At 59.2% G+C, this 20,237-nt stretch carries 20 protein-coding genes; 18 read left to right on the plus strand and 2 right to left on the minus strand.

Translation table 11 applies throughout. The features are described from left to right. Position 1 precedes the first annotated feature (1 nt). From rpmD to dsbD, 11 genes are all read left to right on the plus strand, one after another. Positions 2-181, plus strand: coding sequence for a 50S ribosomal protein L30 (gene rpmD, locus ACQ4WS_RS16980; RefSeq protein ID WP_010394435.1), 180 nt, complete (start codon positions 2-4; stop codon positions 179-181). 30 nt (positions 182-211) lie between these two features. Beyond that, positions 212-643 carry a 50S ribosomal protein L15 gene (gene rplO, locus ACQ4WS_RS16985; RefSeq protein ID WP_034753211.1) on the plus strand — a complete coding sequence of 144 codons (432 nt, stop codon included), beginning with the start codon at positions 212-214 and terminating at the stop codon, positions 641-643. Positions 644-675: 32 nt separating this feature from the next. Next, positions 676-2,010 carry a preprotein translocase subunit SecY gene (secY, locus tag ACQ4WS_RS16990; protein WP_010394438.1) on the plus strand — a complete coding sequence of 445 codons (1,335 nt, stop codon included), beginning with the start codon at positions 676-678 and terminating at the stop codon, positions 2,008-2,010. An 18-nt stretch (positions 2,011-2,028) separates the two neighbouring features. After that, entirely contained in the window at positions 2,029-2,247 is a 219-nt protein-coding gene (gene infA, locus ACQ4WS_RS16995) for a translation initiation factor IF-1 (protein ID WP_005663428.1), read from the plus strand. A gap of 42 nt (positions 2,248-2,289) precedes the next feature. After that, on the plus strand, positions 2,290-2,403 hold the full coding sequence (gene rpmJ / locus ACQ4WS_RS17000; protein ID WP_010394471.1) for a 50S ribosomal protein L36: 114 nt from the start codon (positions 2,290-2,292) through the stop codon (positions 2,401-2,403). Between the two features lie 14 nt (positions 2,404-2,417). Beyond that, positions 2,418-2,783, plus strand: coding sequence for a 30S ribosomal protein S13 (gene rpsM, locus ACQ4WS_RS17005; protein ID WP_046681666.1), 366 nt, complete (start codon positions 2,418-2,420; stop codon positions 2,781-2,783). Positions 2,784-2,800: 17 nt separating this feature from the next. Next, positions 2,801-3,205, plus strand: coding sequence for a 30S ribosomal protein S11 (gene rpsK, locus ACQ4WS_RS17010; RefSeq protein WP_010394475.1), 405 nt, complete (start codon positions 2,801-2,803; stop codon positions 3,203-3,205). 257 nt (positions 3,206-3,462) lie between these two features. Further along, positions 3,463-4,086 (plus strand): 30S ribosomal protein S4, encoded by a 624-nt coding sequence (rpsD, locus tag ACQ4WS_RS17015; RefSeq protein WP_010394478.1) that lies wholly within the window; start codon positions 3,463-3,465, stop codon positions 4,084-4,086. 111 nt (positions 4,087-4,197) lie between these two features. Continuing rightward, complete coding sequence (locus ACQ4WS_RS17020) at positions 4,198-5,175, plus strand: DNA-directed RNA polymerase subunit alpha (RefSeq protein WP_008444343.1); 978 nt, start codon at positions 4,198-4,200, stop codon at positions 5,173-5,175. A 133-nt stretch (positions 5,176-5,308) separates the two neighbouring features. Beyond that, positions 5,309-5,701 (plus strand): 50S ribosomal protein L17, encoded by a 393-nt coding sequence (gene rplQ / locus ACQ4WS_RS17025; RefSeq protein ID WP_131688284.1) that lies wholly within the window; start codon positions 5,309-5,311, stop codon positions 5,699-5,701. 173 nt (positions 5,702-5,874) lie between these two features. After that, positions 5,875-7,818, plus strand: a complete 1,944-nt coding sequence (gene dsbD / locus ACQ4WS_RS17030; RefSeq protein WP_436478136.1) for a protein-disulfide reductase DsbD — start codon at positions 5,875-5,877, stop codon at positions 7,816-7,818. Positions 7,819-7,917: 99 nt separating this feature from the next. Here dsbD and ACQ4WS_RS17035 read toward each other — a convergent pair whose 3' ends face one another. Continuing rightward, entirely contained in the window at positions 7,918-8,433 is a 516-nt protein-coding gene (locus ACQ4WS_RS17035; protein WP_436478138.1) for a Spy/CpxP family protein refolding chaperone, read from the minus strand. Positions 8,434-8,619: 186 nt separating this feature from the next. Between ACQ4WS_RS17035 and ACQ4WS_RS17040 the strand changes: the two genes are divergently transcribed. The 5 genes from ACQ4WS_RS17040 to ACQ4WS_RS17060 all read left to right on the plus strand — a co-directional run bounded on the left by ACQ4WS_RS17040 (position 8,620) and on the right by ACQ4WS_RS17060 (position 16,230). Next, a complete protein-coding gene (locus ACQ4WS_RS17040; protein WP_034753223.1) occupies positions 8,620-9,348 on the plus strand; it encodes a response regulator in 729 nt (242 codons plus the stop codon). After that, the gene (locus ACQ4WS_RS17045) at positions 9,345-10,703 is read left to right on the plus strand and encodes an ATP-binding protein (protein WP_436478140.1); all 1,359 of its coding nucleotides are present in this window, start codon (positions 9,345-9,347) and stop codon (positions 10,701-10,703) included. The genes ACQ4WS_RS17040 and ACQ4WS_RS17045 overlap by 4 nt, the downstream gene beginning before the upstream one ends. An 88-nt stretch (positions 10,704-10,791) precedes the next feature. Then, positions 10,792-11,964 carry an efflux RND transporter periplasmic adaptor subunit gene (locus ACQ4WS_RS17050; protein ID WP_436478142.1) on the plus strand — a complete coding sequence of 391 codons (1,173 nt, stop codon included), beginning with the start codon at positions 10,792-10,794 and terminating at the stop codon, positions 11,962-11,964. After that, positions 11,961-15,071 carry an efflux RND transporter permease subunit gene (locus ACQ4WS_RS17055; RefSeq protein ID WP_436478144.1) on the plus strand — a complete coding sequence of 1,037 codons (3,111 nt, stop codon included), beginning with the start codon at positions 11,961-11,963 and terminating at the stop codon, positions 15,069-15,071. The genes ACQ4WS_RS17050 and ACQ4WS_RS17055 overlap by 4 nt, the downstream gene beginning before the upstream one ends. Before the next feature lie 271 nt (positions 15,072-15,342). Continuing rightward, positions 15,343-16,230, plus strand: coding sequence for a hypothetical protein (locus ACQ4WS_RS17060; RefSeq protein WP_436478146.1), 888 nt, complete (start codon positions 15,343-15,345; stop codon positions 16,228-16,230). Positions 16,231-16,309: 79 nt separating this feature from the next. Here the strand turns inward: ACQ4WS_RS17060 and yihA are convergent, their stop codons facing one another. Beyond that, positions 16,310-17,053 carry a ribosome biogenesis GTP-binding protein YihA/YsxC gene (yihA, locus tag ACQ4WS_RS17065; RefSeq protein WP_034778293.1) on the minus strand — a complete coding sequence of 248 codons (744 nt, stop codon included), beginning with the start codon at positions 17,051-17,053 and terminating at the stop codon, positions 16,310-16,312. Between the two features lie 186 nt (positions 17,054-17,239). Here yihA and ACQ4WS_RS17070 point away from each other — a divergent pair, with 186 nt between their 5' ends. Both ACQ4WS_RS17070 and ACQ4WS_RS17075 read left to right on the plus strand, forming a co-directional pair. Then, positions 17,240-17,911: a c-type cytochrome gene (locus ACQ4WS_RS17070; protein WP_436478148.1), complete on the plus strand. Its 672-nt coding sequence runs from the start codon at positions 17,240-17,242 to the stop codon at positions 17,909-17,911. A 183-nt stretch (positions 17,912-18,094) separates the two neighbouring features. Then, complete coding sequence (locus tag ACQ4WS_RS17075) at positions 18,095-20,191, plus strand: cytochrome c biogenesis protein ResB (RefSeq protein WP_436478150.1); 2,097 nt, start codon at positions 18,095-18,097, stop codon at positions 20,189-20,191. Positions 20,192-20,237: the final 46 nt, after the last annotated feature.

The raw sequence follows: 20,237 nt of genomic DNA on the forward strand, positions 1-20,237 counted from the left end.
AATGACAAACACAGTCAAAGTGCAATTGGTCAAGGGCTTGATCGGTACGCGCGAATCGCATCGCGCTACCGTGCGCGGTCTGGGTCTGCGTCGTGTAAATTCGGTTTCCGAATTGCAAGACACCCCATCCGTACGCGGCATGATCAATAAAGTATCGTATCTCGTTAAAGTTGTCGGGTAAGCCTTCGGGCTTACACGAACGGAGCAAATCATGGAATTGAATACTATTGCACCAGCCGAAGGCGCTAAGCACTACAAGCGTCGCGTCGGTCGCGGTATCGGCTCCGGCCTGGGTAAAACCTCGGGTCGTGGTCACAAAGGTCAGAAATCGCGTTCGGGCGGCTTTCATAAAGTCGGTTTCGAAGGCGGTCAGATGCCTCTGCAACGCCGTCTGCCTAAGCGCGGTTTCAAATCGATGCACGCAACCTTCAAAGCTGAAGTGCGCCTGTCCGATCTGAACAACCTGGCGGTTGGCGATGTCGACATTCTGGTCTTGAAGCAAGCTGGCGTTCTGGGCGTGTTGGCCCGTGACGTGCGCGTGATCTTGTCCGGCGAAATCACCAAAGCGGTGAATTTGAAGGGCTTGAAAGTGTCCGCTGGCGCGAAAGCAGCCATCGAAGCAGCCGGCGGCTCGGTAGCCTGAGTTGACCGCTAACAGCTTGATCGGAGCGAAAATTGGCGACTAATCCACAACTTGCTAAAAGTGCAGCGGCCGGTTTCCCTTGGGGACGGCTCTGGTTTTTGCTTGGCGCATTGGTGGTTTATCGTATCGGTGCTCACGTCCCGGTTCCCGGGATTGACCCGACACAATTAGCCTCGCTGTTCAAGGAGCACGAAGGCGGCGTCCTGGGCATGTTCAACATGTTCTCGGGCGGTGCCTTGTCTCGTTTTACAGTGTTTGCGCTGGGTATCATGCCTTATATCTCGGCCTCGATCATCATGCAATTGCTGTCGATCGTGTCACCGCAGATGGAAGCGTTGAAAAAAGAAGGCGAAGCAGGTCGTCGCAAGATCACCCAGTACACCCGGTATTTCACGGTTGCCCTGGCACTGTTCCAAGCGTTAGGCATTGCAGTCGCACTGGAGTCGCAAGCTGGTCTGGTGTTGGAACCTGGTCTTGCATTCCGCTTCGTGACGGTCGTCACTTTGTTGACCGGAACAATGTTTTTGATGTGGTTGGGTGAGCAAATTACCGAGCGTGGTTTGGGTAATGGCATCTCGATCATCATTTTTGCCGGGATTGCAGCAGGTCTGCCGTCGGCGTTGGGTGGCTTGTTCACTCAGGTGTCGAATGGTTCGATCGGCAGCTTCAGCGCGATTTTCATCGTGATTCTGGTAGCACTGGTAACGTACTTCGTTGTATTCGTCGAACGTGGTCAGCGCAAAATATTGGTCAATTACGCGAAGCGCCAGGTAGGCAACAAGATTTATGGCGGTCAAACCAGCCATTTGCCGTTGAAGCTGAACATGGCCGGCGTGATCCCGCCGATCTTTGCTTCTTCGATCATCTTGTTTCCGGCCACTATCGTGGACTGGTTTTCAAAGGGCGCCGACAACGCTAACCCTGCGGTGCGGTTCTTGAAAGATTTGGCAGCATCGATGGGGCCTGGTGAGCCTATCCATGCGCTGTTGTACGCAGTGGCGATCGTGTTTTTCTGTTTCTTCTATACAGCGCTGGTGTTTAACAGCAAGGAAACAGCGGATAACTTGAAGAAAAGCGGTGCGTTCATTCCCGGGATCCGTCCAGGCGAGCAGACAGCCCGTTACATCGACAAGATCCTGACACGCTTGACACTTGCCGGCGCAGTCTACATCACCCTGGTGTGTTTATTGCCGGAATTTATGCAAGCCCAGTGGAAAGTACCATTCTATTTCGGCGGTACTTCTTTATTGATTATTGTAGTTGTCACCATGGATTTCATGGCGCAAGTACAGAACTACGTGATGTCGCAGCAATATGATTCGCTGCTGCGCAAAGCAAATTTCAAGGGCGGAATTCCGACGCGTTAAGCGCGGTAAACATACCGAATGGCAAAAGACGACGTCATACAGATGCAGGGCGAGATTCTTGAGAATCTCCCAAATGCAACATTTCGAGTGAAGCTGGAGAACGGACACGTGGTGCTCGGGCATATTTCAGGTAAAATGCGGATGAACTATATTCGCATTCTCCCTGGAGACAAGGTGACGGTGGAGTTAACGCCGTACGACCTGAGCCGAGCCCGCATTGTGTTCCGTACCAAGTAACACACTGAATCAAACCAAAGAAGCGAAAGAAAGAGCCCAAAAATGAAAGTTCTCGCATCAGTCAAGCGGATCTGCCGCAACTGCAAGATCATCAAGCGCAAAGGCGTAGTCCGCGTTATCTGCGTGGAACCACGTCACAAGCAGCGTCAAGGTTAATCGAGGAATAACAAATGGCACGTATTGCAGGGGTTAATATCCCAAATCATCAGCATACCGTTATCGGCCTGACGGCCATCTACGGTGTGGGCCGTCCACGCGCAGAGAAAATCTGTGCATCGACCGGTGTAGCAACCAACAAAAAGATCAAAGATCTGGATGACAGCGAACTGGAAAAGCTGCGCGATGAAGTAGGTAAATTCATCGTCGAAGGCGATCTGCGTCGTGAACTGTCCATGAACATCAAGCGTTTGATGGATCTGGGTTGCTACCGCGGCATGCGTCATCGTAAGGGTCTGCCTTGCCGTGGCCAGCGTACGCGTACGAACGCACGTACCCGCAAGGGACCGCGTAAAGCCGCTCAATCGCTGAAAAAATAATCCGCTAGGGAATAATTATGGCTAAGTCGCAAAATAACGCCGCATCAGCACGCGTGCGTAAAAAAGTTAAAAAGAACGTCGCTGAAGGCATTGCACATGTCCACGCTTCGTTCAATAACACCATCATTACCATCACCGATCGTCAAGGCAATGCCTTGTCGTGGGCTACCTCCGGCGGTGCAGGCTTCAAGGGTTCGCGTAAATCGACCCCGTTCGCAGCGCAGGTCGCCGCGGAAGCCGCTGGTAAAGTGGCTGTTGAGTGTGGCGTCAAGAACCTGGAAGTACGTATCAAGGGCCCTGGTCCTGGTCGTGAATCCGCCGTTCGCGCGCTGAACAACCTGGGCATCAAGATCACCGAGATCCAGGACGTGACGCCGGTACCGCACAACGGTTGCCGTCCACCGAAACGTCGTCGTATCTAAGATAGTGTTGCAGAGGGCGCTTCGGCGCCAGCTGCTTTGCTGTCTGTTGTAACTCAGTACAGTTGTGTGAAATCGCTGGAGCAGGGAGCCGGAAACGGTTATACTGCCCGGCTGTTCTTGCCTGTCAAATTCTATTTGGCGGGTTTTTCGTTTTCAGCCACCGTCTGATTGAAGCTGAGTCAGACTAGCGCCTAACCGCAGCAGCGTGTTTGATCATGCATGTGGCTGGGGCGTTATCATTAAAAAAAGGAAGTATCGTGGCACGTTATATCGGACCTAAAGCAAAACTCTCCCGCCGTGAAGGTACTGACCTGTTCCTGAAGAGCGCACGTCGCTCGCTGGACAGCAAGTGCAAACTGGACGTCAAACCAGGCCAGCACGGTGTCAAATCCGGCGCCCGCACCTCGGACTACGGTAACCAACTGCGCGAAAAGCAAAAAGTAAAACGCATGTACGGCGTGCTGGAACGTCAATTCCGCCGCTACTTCGCTGAAGCAGACCGTCGTAAAGGCAACACCGGCGAAACGCTGTTGAAGTTGCTGGAAACGCGTCTGGACAACGTTTGCTACCGCATGGGCTTTGGCTCGACCCGCGCTGAAGCGCGTCAATTGGTCAGCCACAAAGCGTTCACCGTGAACGGTATCGTTGTGAACATCGCTTCGTACGCGGTCAAAGTTGGCGACATCGTTGCTGTTCGTGAAAAATCGAAAAAGCAAGTGCGTATCGTTGAAGCACTGTCGCTGGCTGAACAAGTTGGTATGCCTAGCTGGGTTTCGGTTGATGCCAAGAAAATGGAAGGCACCTTCAAGTCCCTGCCAGAGCGTAACGAAATCGCTAACGACGTCAACGAATCGCTGATCGTCGAGCTGTACTCGCGTTAATAGTAGTCAGTAGCAAGATCTCCGCCCACTTTGCTTTTGTAAAGTGGGCGTTTCACTAATGCCATCAGCCTTATCGGTGTAATGAGCCGAGGGTATTGAAAAGGACATTTCATGCAAAACAGTTTGTTGAAGCCACGTATTATCGATGTTGAAGCTCTCGGTGCAGGTCACGCCAAGGTCGTGATGGAACCGTTCGAGCGCGGCTATGGCCACACATTGGGTAACGCGTTGCGCCGCGTTCTGCTGTCGTCGATGGTAGGCTACGCGCCGACCGAAGTGACGATCGCTGGCGTCGTCCACGAATATTCCTCCCTCGATGGCGTGCAAGAAGACGTCGTCGATCTGTTGCTGAACTTGAAGGGTGTGGTTTTCAAAGTCCACAACCGCGATTCGGTAACCCTGACCCTGAAAAAAGAAGGCGAAGGCGCGATCCTGGCCTCCGACATCGACCTGCCGCATGACGTCGAACTGATCAACCCTGACCACGTGATCGCCCACCTGACCGCTGGTGGCAAGCTGGACATGCAGATCAAGGTTGAAAAAGGCCGCGGCTACGTTCCTGGTAACGTGCGTCGCCTGTCGGAAGACACGAACAAGACCATCGGCCGCATCATTCTGGATGCGTCGTTCTCGCCAGTGCGCCGTGTATCGTACTTCGTTGAATCGGCCCGCGTTGAACAGCGTACCGACCTGGACAAGCTGATCATCAACATCGAAACCAACGGCGTGATCTCGCCGGAAGAAGCGATCCGCCAGTCGGCCCGCGTTCTGGTGGACCAGTTGAATGTGTTCGCTGCCCTGGAAGGCACGGAAGCTGCCGCCGAAGCGCCATCGCGCGCTCCGCTGGTCGATCCTATCCTGTTGCGTCCAGTCGACGACCTGGAGTTGACCGTGCGTTCGGCGAACTGCCTGAAAGCGGAAAACATCTACTACATCGGCGACCTGATCCAACGTTCGGAAAACGAACTGCTGAAAACGCCAAACCTGGGCCGCAAGTCCCTGAACGAAATCAAGGAAGTGCTGGCATCGCGCGGCTTGACCTTGGGCATGAAGCTGGAAAACTGGCCGCCTGCCGGCCTGGAAAAGTAATTCGTAGTTGTAGCAAACTGCCTGGGACAGGTGTCCCAGGCTTTTATTTTGAAGCACCAAACCGGCCCGCGATGTTGCACTAGCTTCATCGATCGAAGAGCTGGAATTTAAACACTCACCGAAAGGATTTATCATGCGTCACGGTCACGGCCTCCGTAAACTGAATCGTACCTCGTCCCACCGTCTGGCAATGCTGCGCAACATGACAGTATCGCTGCTGCGTCACGAAGCGATCAAAACCACCCTGCCAAAAGCAAAAGAACTGCGCCGCGTTGTCGAGCCAATTCTGACCCTGGGCAAAACTGATTGCCTGGCAAACAAGCGTCTGGCCTTCAACCGCCTGCGCGATCGTGAAATGGTCTTGAAGCTGTTCGCTGAACTGGGCCCACGTTACGCCAACCGTAACGGCGGTTATGTGCGTATCCTGAAAATGGGTTTCCGCGTCGGCGATAACGCTCCTATGGCGTTCGTTGAACTGATGGATCGTCCAGATACGACCGAAGCAGTTGAAGTTGCTGGCGAGTAATCCCAGTAATTGCATCTAAGAAAGCCAGGCCTAGCCTGGCTTTTTTGTTTTCTGCTGCAACGATCACAGCTGCGGTGTACTATTCTTCTTTCGCGCCGGCCCGGCACAAGCGCTGCCTGCTCCGCGCGACTCTTGTCGAATGGCACAGCTGTTGCCGCAGAAAAAGGTCGTTCATGTCCCGTTTCCCCTTTAGCGCCACCGCGCGCGCCGCCCCCCTACATCAGCTGCTGATCTGGTTTACCACCTGTTTGTTGCTGGCCATGGCCGTCTTTGGCACCAATCATGCCCGTGCCGACGACGAATTCCTCGATCCCGAACTGGCTTTTAAATTTTCCGCCCGCATGCAGGATCCGTCCACCATCGCCGTCATCTATGTGATTGCCGATGGTTACTATATGTACCATGAGCGCTTCAAGTTCGACGCCGTGGGCGCCAAGCTGGGCACGCCCGTGTATCCGGCCGGCAAGGTCAAGTTTGACGAAACCTTCCAGAAGAACGTGGAAACCTTCCGCAAGACGCTGACCATCACGATTCCCGTGGAAGCGTCCGGCGCCTTTACCCTGAAGGCGACGGGACAAGGCTGCTCCGACAAGGGCTTGTGCTATGCGCCGCAGGATGCCACGGCCCAGCTGGTGGGTGGTGGCGGCCAGAGCATGGCACCGGGCGGCTTGCCGTCGAAGTTTGCCTTGCCGGCCGCGCCCGCAGTCGACAAGGCGGCCATCAACGGCCCGCAGGCGCAAGCGTCGCCTGGCGTGGCGGTACTGAGCATTCCGCAGGCCGATATCACCAGCACGCCCGAGCCGGTAGCGGCGGCCCCCGTGGCGGCAAGCGCCGCGCCCGCGCAAAGCGAGCTGGGCAAGATCGAAGCGGCACTGAAGGGCGGCAAGCTGCTCGTCATCGTGCCCTTGTTCATGCTGCTGGGCCTGGGCCTCGCCTTTACGCCGTGCGTGCTGCCGATGGTACCGATCCTGTCGTCGATCATCATCGGCGATGGCGGAAAGGTCAGCCGCTCGCGCGGCTTGCTGCTGTCGCTGACCTACGCGCTGGGTATGGCCATCGTCTATACGGCGCTGGGCGTGGCGGCCGGGCTGGCGGGCGAAGGCCTGGCGGCTCAGCTGCAAAATCCGTGGGTGCTGGGTTTCTTTGCCCTGCTGATGGCGGCCCTGGCGCTGTCGATGTTCGGCTTGTATGAACTGCAAGTGCCGGCTTTCCTGCAGGGCAAGCTGACGTCCGTATCGAACCAGCAGTCGTCTGGCCGTCTGGCGGGCGTGTTCGTCATGGGCGCCATTTCCGCCCTGATCGTTGGCCCATGCGTGGCCGCGCCGCTGGCCGGCGCCTTGCTGTACATCAGCCAGACGCGCGACGTTGTCATCGGCGGCAGCGCCCTGTTCGCCATGGCGGTGGGCATGAGCGTGCCCTTGCTGTTGGTGGGCGTATCGGCCGGCACCTTGCTGCCCCGTGCCGGCGCCTGGATGGATGCCGTCAAGCGCTTCTTTGGCGTGCTGCAGCTGGGCGTGGCCTGGTGGCTGGTTTCTCCCGTGTTGCCGGGCGCCGTGCAGATGCTGGGATGGACGGTGCTGTTCGTCGGCTACGGCATGTATCTGCTGGTGGGCAAGAGCGGCGCGCAGAACGCCTGGGTGGCCAAGGCCTTCGGCCTCGTGTTTGCCGTGCTGGGCGCGATGCAGCTGGTCGGCGTGGCCAGCGGTGGCCGCGACCCGCTGGCGCCGCTGGCGCACCTGGGCGGTGGCCAGGTGCATGCGCAACCTTTTACGCGCGTAAAGACCGTGGCGCAACTCGACGCGGCGCTGGCGCAACTGAATGGCAAGCCAGCCTTGCTGGACTTTTATGCGGACTGGTGCGTGTCGTGCATCGAGATGGAAAAGCTGACCTTCGTCGATCCCGCCGTGCGCGAGAAGATGGGGCAAGCCGTGTTGCTGCAAGTGGACGTGACGGCCAATGACGCGGACGACAAGGCCATGCTGAAACGCTTTCAGCTGTTCGGCCCGCCTGGCATCATCATGTTCAACCCGCAGGGGCAGGAAATCGCCCAGTCGCGCGTGATCGGCTTCCAGAACGCTGCCACTTTCCTGACCTCCCTGCGCAAGCTCGACGAGTAGGTCGGATTAGGCCCTTCGGGCCGTAATCCGACACCACCACGTTCAGCGGCAACAATGTTGTCGGATTACGCAGCGTTCCGCCGCTAATCCGACCTACGCTCAGCCTGCTTTATGGTGGTCACCACGATGGCCGCCGTGCTTGCCGCCAGGCACGCTGTCGTCAAACACTTTCTTTTGCTCCGGCGTCAGCACGGCGTAGAACGTTTTCAGCGAGGCCAGACGGCTTTCCTGGCTGGCGATGCGTTCCTTCGACATGGCGATCCATTGCTCCATACGTTCCGGCGCCGACAGCTTGGCCATCGCTTCGCGCCTGGCTTTCCAGTCGCCCATCGGTTTTTTCGGCGCATTCGCGGCCGTGAACGTTGTCCAGGCCGGTTCCTGCGCGGCCGTCAGCTTCAGCTTGTCGTGCAGGCGGGCCTGGTACTTGGCCATGCGTTCGGCGGGATTACCACCGCGCTGATGGCCGCGCTGGCCTTCATGTTGCATCTTGCTGCTGGCGGCAGGCGCGCTGGCAGCCGCTTCCTGGGCGTGGACGGTCAGCGATGCCGCACCCATGCCGAGTACGCTCATGGCGATGATTAAATTCTTGCGCAAGGTTGTCATTGAGGCGTTCATCTGGATTCCTTTGTAAAAGTGAGGGATGTACATGTTGCTGCACATGAATCCATGTTGGACGCGCCATGTTTCCCCGAAGTGTCCGCTGCCAGACAGTTTGTATCTAACTGTTTCTTCGGGTCTTCTATATACAAGACGATACAAATGCGCTGTGCAAGGCGGGGGGAAGTGGGGATAATTCGTACCATGGAACCCACTTCTACAATTCTCATCGTTGACGATGACCGCGATATCCGCAGCTTGCTGGCGGACTACCTGGAAACGAACGCCTACCGCACCCTGGGCGCGGCAGATGGCACGGCTATGTGGAAAATCCTCGATGAAACGCGGCCCGATTTGATCGTGCTCGACTTGAACCTGCCTGGCGACGATGGCCTGACCTTGTGCCGCAAGCTGCGCGCGCAATCGACGGTGCCCGTGATCATGTTGACGGCGCGCAACGAGCCGCTGGACCGTATCCTGGGCCTGGAAATGGGCGCCGACGATTACTTGCCGAAACCGTTCGAGCCCCGTGAATTGCTGGCGCGCATACGTAGCGTGCTGCGCCGCAGCCATGCCATGCCGTCGAACGTGCCGTCGGACAAGGCGCAGCAAATCCGCTTTTCCGGCTGGACCCTGGACTTGACGGCGCGCCACCTGCTCAATCCCAGCGGCCTGGTGATCATGCTGTCGGGCGCGGAATTCCGCCTGCTGCGCGTGTTCCTGGAACACCCGAACCGCGTGCTCAACCGTGACCAGCTGCTGAACCTGACGCAGGGGCGCGACGCCGACCCGTTCGACCGCTCGATCGATATCCAGATCAGCCGCCTGCGGCAAAAACTCGGTGAAGATGCCCGTTTGCCGCAAATCATCAAGACCGTGCGCAACGGCGGTTACGTGCTGGCCGGCCAGGTCAATGTGGAGCCGCACGCGTGAAGGCCTTCCTGGGCTCGATGACGGGCCGCGTCTTCATGTTCCTGCTGATCGGCATCGTCGCTTCGGCCGCGCTGACGCAGTGGCTGGCCGTGGGCGAACGCCAGCGCGCCATCGAGCAATACCGCGACTACCACGCCGTCGAGCGGGCCGAGCAGCTGGTGATGGCGGCCGACGTGGTGCCGCTGGCCTCGCGTGCCGCCTACCTGAAAGTGGCCAACAAGGGCAGCGTGCGCCTGGAGTTGCGTCCCGCGACGGAACACACGCCCGGCGCGCCGACGGAATTCTCCACCGCCCTGCAAGCCAAGCTGGGCGAAGGCTTCAAGGTCAGCGCCCTGGTCGAACGCCCGCCCGCTTGCGTCAAGCCGCGCCAGTCGCCGGGCATGTTTGCCGCCAAGCCATGGGGAGGCAGGTGCGAAAACCTCGACGTGCGCATGCAGGATGGCCACGTGCTGCGTCTGATGGTCTTGCCGCCGCGCCAGCAACCGCCGTTCAATGAACATAACGACTGGATGACCTTGCTGCCTTTCCTGATCAGCATCGCCATCCTCGCCTACCTGGTCACGCGCATGACCATGCGCCCGCTCAAGCAGCTGGCGCAGGCGGCGAAAGACCTGGGCAATGATATCAACCATCCGCCGCTGACCCTGTCGGGCGCCAGCGAGATCCGCCAGGCCAGCGCCGCTTTCAATGCCATGCAGGCGCGCATCCGCCAGCACATTTCCCAGCGTACACAAATGCTGGCGGCCATCACGCACGACTTGCAGACGCCGCTGACGCGCTTGCGCCTGCGCCTGGAAAAGGTGGCCGATACGGAACTGTATGACCGTCTGGTGGGCGACCTGTCGGCCATGCAAAGCATGGTCAAGGAAGGGCTGGACCTGGCCCGTTCGATGGATAGCACGGAAGCGATGCAGGCGCTCGACCTCGACTCCCTGCTCGACAGCGTTTGCTCGGACGCCGCCGATGCCGGCCAGAATGTGACCCTGGTCGGGCAGGCCGGCATGGCCTTGATGGCCCGCCCCATCGCCATGTGGCGCTGTCTGGTGAATTTGATCGACAATGCCGTCAAATACGGCCAGTACGCGCAGGTGAGCGTCGAGCGCATCGATGGTGCGGCACGCATCCGTATCCGTGATGGCGGGCCAGGTATTGCGCCAGATCAACTCGCCAAGGTGTTCGAACCGTTTTACCGCATCGAGACCTCGCGTTCGCGCGAATCGGGCGGTACGGGCCTGGGCCTGACCATCGCACGCAACATCGCCGAGCAGCATGGTGCCACGGTTTCACTGCTCAATCATGTCGACGGTGGACTGGAAGTCACCCTCGTCGTGCCAGAGTATTACGCAGGAAAGTGAGCATTTCCATGCGACAATATTGTCCTTTATGCCCCCTTGGCAACTACATTCAACCTGCAGCCCTGCGCTGCAACAGCGTGACAGAACAATGAAAAAAACTAGTCTGGCAATCCTCGTGGGTGCGGTCCTGTGTATCGGTGGCGGCATCTGGTATTTCAATCATCCGCCCGGCGCAGCGACCGGCGGGCAGGATGGCAAAGGGGGCAAGGGCGGACAGGCGCCGACGACGGTGAGCGTGGTCGCGCCCGTGCGTCAGGATGTACCGATGGTGCTGCAAGCGAATGGCAGCGTGATGCCGATCAGCAGCGTTGACTTGCACCCGCAGACGACCAGCACGATTACCAAGGTGCATATCCGCGAAGGCCAGTTCGTCAAGCAGGGCGAGCTGATGTTTACGCTGGACGCGCGCAGCGAGCATGCGAATGTCGACAAGGCGCAGGCGCAGGTCTTGCGCGACCGCGCCTCGGTGCAGGACTTCGAACGCCAGCTCAAGCGCAACCAGGATTTGCTGAGCAAAAACTTCATCGCCCAGGGCGCCGTGGATACGCTGCAAAGCCAGCTCGACGCGGCACGCGCCTTGCTGGCCGCCGACCAGGCCGCCTTGCGCGCCGCCCAGGTCGATTCCAGCTACACCATCCTGCGCGCGCCGCAGGCGGGCAGGGTAGGCGCAATTAATGTCTACGCGGGCAGCCTGGTGCAGCCGGCCACGTCCTTGACAAGCATCACCCAGCTCGACCCGATCGACGTGTCGTTCACTCTGCCGGAAAGCAGCCTGTCGGGCTTGCTGGCGGCGCAAAAGGCGGGCGAGGTGCCTGTCACGGCGCTGTTGTCGGACGCGGGCGGCAAGCATCTCGACGGCAAACTGAGCTTTATCGACAATGCCGTCGATCCTGCCACGGGCGTGATCAGGATCAAGGCCCGCTTCAATAATGGCGGCACGGATTTGTGGCCAGGCCAGTACGTGAATACGCAGCTGACCGTGCGCACCCTCAAGGATGCGCTGGTGATCCCGCAAAACGCCATCATCACGAGTACTTCCGGCACCTTCGTGTACTCGATGGAGGCGGACAATACGGCCAAGATGCGCAAGATTGCCCGCGTGTATGCATTCGGAGCGAGCGCCGTCGTCACCGGCCTGGCGGGCGATGAAAAGGTCATCGTCGATGGCAAGCAAAACTTGCGTCCAGGTAGCAAAGTGCGCCTGGTGGAAAAACACAAGGCTGCCGATGGCGCCGCCGCACCACAGGGCAAGCCAGCATGAACCTGTCCGAACTGAGCATCCGCCGCCCCGTCATGGTGGTGCTGCTGTCCCTCTCCATCATCCTGGCCGGCGTGCTGGCCTACCTGCAAATTCCCGTGGCGGCCTTGCCGAGCTACAACACGCCCGTCATCAACGTCAGCGCTGACCTGGCCGGCGCCAGCCCGGAAACCATGGCCTCGTCGGTGGCCTTGCCGCTGGAAAAGCAGTTTTCCACCATTTCCGGCCTGAGCCTGATCACCTCCACGAGCACCCTGGGCAATACCTCGCTGACCCTGGAATTTGACGCCAGCATCAATGTCAACGAGGCGGCCGTCGACGTGCAGGCGGCCCTGCTGCGCGCGCAGCGCCAGTTGCCGACGGAAATGACGGACTTGCCGTCCTACCGCAAGGTCAATCCGGCCGATGCGCCCGTGCTGTTCATCCAGATGACGTCGCCCTCGCTGAACTTGTCGGACCTCAACGATTATGCGGAAAACCTGATCGCGCCCAGCCTGTCGACCTTGCCTGGCGTCGCCCAGGTCATCGTGAATGGCCAGAAACGCTTTGCCGTGCGCGTGCGCGCCCGTGCCGATCTGATGAATGCGCGCAACCTGACGATGGACGAGCTGGCTGTTGCCTTGCGCACCTCGAACACGAATTCCCCGCTGGGCATCCTTGACGGCCCGAGCCAGACCCTGACCATCCAGGGCAATCCGCAAATGATGAAAGCGGCCGATTTTGCCGAACTGATCGTCGCCAGCCGCAACGGCCAGCCCGTGCGCCTGAAAGACGTGGCCGAGGTGGAAGACAGTTTTCAATCGATCAAGTCCGTCGGCAGTTTCAATGGCGAGCGCTCGATCAGCCTGATGGTGCAGCGCCAACCGGACGCCAACACTGTGCAAGTGGTTGATGGGGTGCGCCGTTTGCTGCCGGGCTTCAAGGAGCAATTGCCCCAGTCGATACAAATCAGCCTGGTCAACGACCGTTCGCTGTCGATCCGCGAAGCCATCCACGACGTGAATTTGACCTTGGCCCTGACGGTGGTGCTGGTGGTGCTGGTGATCTTTTTGTTCCTGCATCGCGCGGCCGCCACCTTCATTCCTGCCGTCACCATGCCGATTTCCCTGCTCGGCGCGCTGGCCCTGCTGTACTGGCTCGGCTACAGCCTCGACAACGTTTCCCTGCTGGGCATTACCCTGGCCGTGGGCCTGGTCGTCGACGATGCCATCGTGGTGCTGGAAAACATCGTGCGCCATATCGAGATGGGCAAGAAACCGATGCGCGCGGCGCTGGAAGGGGCGAAAGAGATGGGCTTTACCATCATCTCGATTTCCGTCTCGCTGGTGGCCGTGTTCATTCCCATCTTCTTCATGCCGGGCGTGATCGGCTTGCTGTTCCATGAATTCGCCGTTGTCGTCTCGCTGGCCGTGCTGGTGTCGGCCGTCGTGTCGCTGACCCTGGTGCCGATGCTGGCCAGCCGTTTCCTGCCGGCCGATACACGCGAACACAATGACAGCGACCCCAGTCATGGCGAAAAAACCTTCATTGGCCGCCATTTCGAAGCGGGTTTCACGGCATTGCGCAACGCTTACGTGCATTTGCTCGACAAGGCCCTGGTGCACCGCAACGTGGTGCTCTTCGTTGCCGTGTGTACCTTTGCGCTGACGGTGCTGTTGTACGCCACGATACCGAAAGGTTTCTTCCCCGAGGAAGACCTGGGCCAGATCCAGGTCAATACGGAAGCGTCGGAAGACATTTCCTCGGCGGCACTGCAGGATTTGCAGGCACGCGTGGCGGCCGTGCTCAAGGCGGACCCCAGCGTGCAGGATGTGACCTCGTTCGTCGGCGGCGGCAACACGGGCCGCATGTTCATGGTCTTGAAACCGCGCAGCGAGCGGCCGAAAATGCCGGTGGTGCTGGAAAACCTGCGCCGCGCGACGAGCACCGTGCCGGGCATGGCTGTGTATTTCCGGCCCGTGCAAAACTTGCAGCTGGGCGGACGCCAGAGCAAGAGCCGCTACCAGTACACCTTGCAAAGCGTCAGTCCCGACGCCTTGAATGACTGGGCGGAAAAGTTTATTGCCGGCATGCGCGCCGATCCCGCCTTCCGCGACGTCACCAGCGATTCGCAGATCAAGGGCTTGCAGGCATCCCTCAGGATCGACCGCGACAAGGCCAATCTGCTGGGCGTGCAAATGTCCGACATCCGCACGGCCCTGTACAGCGCCTTTGGCGAGCGGCAAGTGTCGACCATCTATTCTTCGGCCGCCAGCTATTACGTGATCCTGGAAGCGGCCACGGCCGACCGCCAGTATGACGATGCCCTTACACGCGTATCCGTGCGCAGCAAGACGGGCGAACTGGTGAAACTGTCGAGTATTGCTTACGTGGAACGCACGATCGGCCCCACCTCCGTGAATCACCAGGGGCAGTTGCAGGCCGTTACCATCGCCTTCAACCTGGCGCCGGACGTGCCGCTGGGCGTTGCCACAGGCAGGATCGACGCGATGGCCAAGGACATGAGCTTGCCGGCCTCCATCATCACGCGCTACGGCGGCGACGCGGCCGTGTTCCAGAGCTCGCAGTCCAGCCAGATCATCCTCATCATCGCCGCGCTGGCCGTCATCTATGTGCTGCTCGGCGTGCTGTATGAAAGCTATATCCACCCGCTGACCATCCTGGCCGGCTTGCCGTCGGCGGCGGTGGGGGCGCTCCTGACCCTGCGCCTGTTCGGCATGGACCTGACCATGATCGCCATCATCGGCATCCTGATGCTGATCGGCATCGTCAAGAAAAATGCCATCATGATGATCGACTTCGCCCTGCATGCGCAGCGCAACGACGGGCTGGCGCCGGCTGAGGCCATTCGCCAGGCCTGCATCCTGCGTTTCCGCCCCATCATGATGACCACGGCGGCGGCCCTGATGGGCGCCTTGCCGATTGCCCTGGGCCTGGGCGCCGGCGCCGAGTTGCGCCAGCCGCTGGGCCTGGCCGTGGTCGGCGGCTTGCTCTTCTCGCAAGTGATTACCCTGTTCATCACCCCCGTCATCTATTTATTCCTGGACAAGTACAGCGGCACGGGGCCGTTGACGGACGAGCAACTGGTGGCGCTCGACAACAAGGCCTGAGCCGCCACACGGCCACCGCCGGCGCCCCGTTCCTGCGTGAATGCGGCGCCGGTTTTGTATGGGCTGTGATACATACGGTAACAACCGTCAAGAGACGGCTCGGGTACTCTGATACCGCTGCAAGGAATGTCGCTATCCTGTACGCTTCGGGTTGGCAATGCCGAGGAAGTGTTCCCAAAAGCAAGGGACTCTGGCACTATGGCTGCCCTGTAAGATTACTTTTGTCGCTACACAGAAAGCACGATTCATTTTGCATGACACGACCCATTTGATGGCTGCCGATTCCGATGTTTGCCCCACCTGCGGGCAAGTGATCCAGCCACCACCGGCCTACGGGTCCAAGACCAGCACCATGCGCAAGGTGGCGCTCGGCGTGTCCGTCTTGCTGCACGTGCTGCTGGCGGCGTATGCATTGTTTCGCAGCGACACGATCGAAAAGATCCCGCCGCCGAAGAAGGAAAGCGCGATGGTCTACATTGCGCCGCTGAAGGACAAGCCGCAACCGAAGCCCCAGCCCAAGCCCACGCCGAAACCGAAGGACACGAAAGTGGCCAAGGTAAAACCGCCACCGGCGCCGAGCAAGCGCGTGGTCACAAAAGACGTGCCGCGCGACAAGCCAAAACTGGAAACTTTCACGCCGCCGCTGGTGTCGAAAGTGCCGTTGCCGCCGCCGCCGGCTGAAGACATGAGTTCGATGATCGAGCAGCGCCGCAAGCAGCGCGAGGCGCAAAACCCCACGCCGCCGGCGGAGGAAAGCGAAAACGACCGCGCCATGCGCGTGGCCAAGGCGAATATCGCGGGCGCCCAGGGACGCAATTCCGGCAGCGACCGCGAGGATTCGGGCGGCGTGTTTTCCATCGTCAACCAGACCTCGTTCAGTGCCGAAGTCAAGTTCAAGGGCTGGAATGGCAACTTCAAGCGCAACTGGCTGAAGCAGGAAAAAGTGGAGCTGGGCAATGAACCCGACATCGAAACGGCCATCATCAAGAAGATGATCCAGCTGATCCGTGCTGAAAAACCCGGTGATTTCGTCTGGGAATCGCGGCGCCTGGGGCGTAACGTCAACCTCAGCGCCCGCGTGGAAGACACGGCCGAGTTGACTGCCTTCCTGCGCCAGGAATTCTTTTCCGAGAAGCGCCCGGGGCCGGGACGGCGCTAGGCGCTCGTGAAACTGATGGCAATAAAAAAGGCTGCACCGTGTGAACGGGCAGCCTTTTTTTACGCAGCGTTGATGTCGATCAAGCCGGTTTGTCGGTTCCCGCTTCCGGCTCGACGTCGTCTTCCATGTCGATCAGTTCGACCATCTGGGCCGCGCCGTCTTCGCTGATGCCGGCCAGTTCCATGATCTTGTCGTTGGCTTCGTCGATGCCGACGCGTTTCAAAGCCGAGAACAGTTGCACGGTGAACGGGAAGCCGACGCCGTCTTCATCCACGTAGCTGTCGAGCTTGGCTTTCGCCTGACGCAAGGCATTCACGGATTCATTGCGGTTCAGCTTATCGACTTTCGTCAGGATGCAGTGGATCGGTTTACCCGTCGGGGCGAACCATTCCAGCATTTGAATATCCAGGTCGGTGAACGGACGGCGCGAATCCATGATCAGGATCAAACCGGCCAATTGCTCGCGGCGCTGCACGTAGTCGCCCAGCAGGCGTTGCCAGTGCAATTTGGCCGAACCCGATACTTCCGCGTAGCCGTAGCCCGGCAAGTCGACCAGCAGGCATTCGATCTCTTCGACGATGGTGGCATCCTTGCGGTGCTGCGCCACATGGGCGCCGCCGATGGAGAAGTAGTTGATGTGCTGGGTACGGCCAGGTGTCTTGGAGGCGAACGCCAAGCCTTTCTGATTACACAAGATGTTGATGGCGGTCGATTTACCGGCATTGGAGCGGCCGGCAAAGGCGATTTCCGGCACCGTGGTATCGGGCAGGTCACGCAATTGGTTGACGGTCGTAAAGAAGCGGGCTTGCCAGAGTTTTGACATGGGAGTAGTAATGCAACAAAAGGGAGCGATAAGGGAGCGATAACGCCAAGAAGCTATTGTACAATAAGGGGTTGTTTATTGTTGCCGGCGTAGCAGCGATGCGGCTTGCGGCCCTGAAAATAAAGCAAAAATCCATAGGGCGCGGCAATGTCCACCACTAATTTCTCACTGTCTCAGGGTGCCTGAATGAATCGTGCGTTTTCACCGTTTATCAAATCCATGCTGCTCGCTTTGCTGGCTGTATCGGCAACTGCTTCCGCGGTTGAAGCACCGAAACCGGCCGTCAAGGCCGACGCTGCCAAGGGTGCGACCCTGTACGCCGATGGCGATGCGGCGCGCGGCCTGCCTGCCTGCGTCTCCTGCCATGGCGCGGCCGGCAATTCGACCATCACGGTCAATCCGAAGCTGGCCGGCCAGCACGAAAGCTATATCTACAAGCAACTGGTCGACTTCACCACGCCGGAGCGCAACCAGCCCGTCATGACGATGTACGCGAAGATGCTTAGCGACGCCGACAAGCAGAATATCGCCGCCTACCTGGGCGCGCAGCTGTCCAAGCCGGGTGCCGCGAAAAACAAGGACACGATTGACCTGGGCAAGAAAATCTACCGTGGCGGCATTGCTTCTAAGCAAGTTGCCGCCTGCGCCAGCTGTCATGGCGCGACGGGTAATGGTATGCCCGTCCAGTATCCGCGCATCGCCGGCCAGCACCAGGACTACACGGTGGCCCAGTTGGCCCTGTTCCGCAGCACCAAGGCCGATGCCCGCAAGAACAGCGCGCAAATGCACACCATCGCCGCCCGCATGTCGGATGACGAAATCGCCGCCGTGGCCGATTATATCGCCGGCCTGAAGTAAGTTTTCATAGTGGCAAGAGATTGCCAGGCGCACCAGCGCGCATGAAGAGGGCGGCCGTCTGAACAGGCTGCCCTTTTTTATGGCAGGGGCCAAACAGGAGTATGCTGCCGCCTTGCGCGCAGAAACTATCTGCTCCATGCCACCTTTTCTTGAAGATTGCATATCCCGTATGAGTATCAACGTATGAGCACAGGCACGACCGGAATCGAGTTAAAGACCCAACGCCGCAGCCTGGCTGAGTTCGTCGAGCTGGTATCGTCGATGCGTTTTGCCATCAGCCTGCTGACCCTGATCGCCGTCGCGTCCATCATCGGCACCGTGCTCAAGCAGAACGAGCCCATGCCCAATTATGTGAACCAGTTTGGGCCGTTCTGGTTCGCCGTTTTCGACAAGCTGAGCCTCTATTCCGTGTATTCGGCCTGGTGGTTCCTCGTGATCATGGGTTTCCTCGTCGCCTCGACCTCGCTGTGCATCGTGCGCAATGCACCGAAGATGCTCAAAGACATGCGCAGTTGGCGCGAAACCGTGCGCGAGCAATCGCTGCGCAATTTCCACCACAAGATGGAATGGCAGGCGCCGCTACCGCGCACCGTGCTGGCGCAGCAGATGGTGATGCGCCTGAAAGACAGCGGCTACGCGGCCAAGGTGGTCGAGAAGGACAACGCCACCCTGGTGGCCGCCAAGCGGGGCGCCGCCAATAAATGGGGCTATATCTTTGCCCACGGCGCCATCGTCATCATCTGCGTGGGCGGCTTGCTCGACTCGGAAATGCCGATCCGCGTACAACAATGGTTCTTTGGCAAGACGCCGTTTTCCGGCAGCGGCGTGATCGCTGATATTCCCGCCCAGCACCGTTTGAGCCTGTCGAACCCCACTTTCCGCGGCAATACCATGATTCCGGAAGGCTCGTCGAGCAACACGGCCATCATTCCCCAGGCCGATGGCGTGCTGATCCAGGATTTGCCCATCACCATCCTGCTGAAAAAATTCCACATCGATTTCTACAGCACGGGCATGCCCAAGCTGTTCGCCAGCGATGTCGTGGTGACGGATCATGAAACAGGGAAAAGTTTCCCTGCAACCATCAAAGTCAACCAGCCGCTGCTGTACAAGGGCCTGGCCCTGTACCAGTCCAGCTTTGAGGATGGCGGCAGCAAGCTCAAGTTGACGGGTTTTCCCATGACGGGCAAGACGACGAAACGCTTCGATATCGGCGGCGAAGTGGGCGGCAGCACGCCGCTCGAGCGCAGCGATGGCAATTCCTACACGGTGGAATGGTCGGGTTTCCGTCCTTTCAACGTGGAAAACCTCAGCGCCGGCCAGGATGTGCGCGCCGTCAGCAAGGCGGAAAGTTTCAACGATAAATTTGCCGTCGGCCTGGACAAGCGCCTCGGCTCTGCGGCGAAGAACGCGAATAACAAGGATCTCAAGAACGTCGGTCCCTCGGTGCAATACAAATTGCGCGACAAGACGGGCCAGGCGCGCGAGTACCAGAACTATATGCAGCCTGTCACCGTGGATGGCACGACGGTGTTCCTGGCCGGCATGCGCGTCAACCCCAGCGATCCGTTCAGCTATCTGCGCATTCCCGCCGATGACAATTACAGCGTGACGGAATGGATGCGTTTGCGTGCCGCGCTGCAAGATCCCGCGCTGCGCCAGCAGGCTGCCACGCGCTATGCGGCGCGCGCCATGCCGCAGGCGGGTGCGGAAGCCTTGCGCAGCCAGTTGCAGGAATCGGCGGCGAAAAGCCTGGGCATCTTTGCCGGCAATGGGCAAGAGGGCGGTTTCCTCGCCATTTCGCGTTTCCTGGAGAAAATTCCTGCTGCCGAGCAAGAAAAAGCAGCCGATATCTTCATGAAAATCCTGAATGGCAGCTTGTGGGACTTGTGGCAGGCGGCGCGCGCCCAGGATGGCTTGAAGGCCATCGAGGCCGATGACAAGCACGGCCGCTTCCTGCAACTGGCCACGAATGCCTTGTCCGACAGCTTCTTCTATGGCGCACCCGTGTATCTGCAACTGGACGACTTCACTGAAATCAAGGCGTCCGTGCTGCAGGTGACGCGTTCGCCGGGCAAGAGCGTGGTCTACCTCGGTTGTTTGTTCCTCGTGATCGGCGTGTTTTCCATGTTTTATATCCGCGAGCGCCGCTTGTGGGTGTGGATCAAGGATGGCGAGGGCGGCAGCGAGGCCTTGATGGCCATGAGCACGCAACGCAAGACACTGGATTTCGAAAAAGAATTTGAGAACTTGAAGGTAAAGCTGCCGCAATCGGCGTAAGCTGCGCTGTGGCTGGGACGCTTGCGCGTCGCCGCGAATGGAGAAA

The organism is Janthinobacterium leeuwenhoeki (assembly GCF_051380795.1).
Taxonomy (GTDB): Bacteria; Pseudomonadota; Gammaproteobacteria; order Burkholderiales; family Burkholderiaceae_D; genus Janthinobacterium.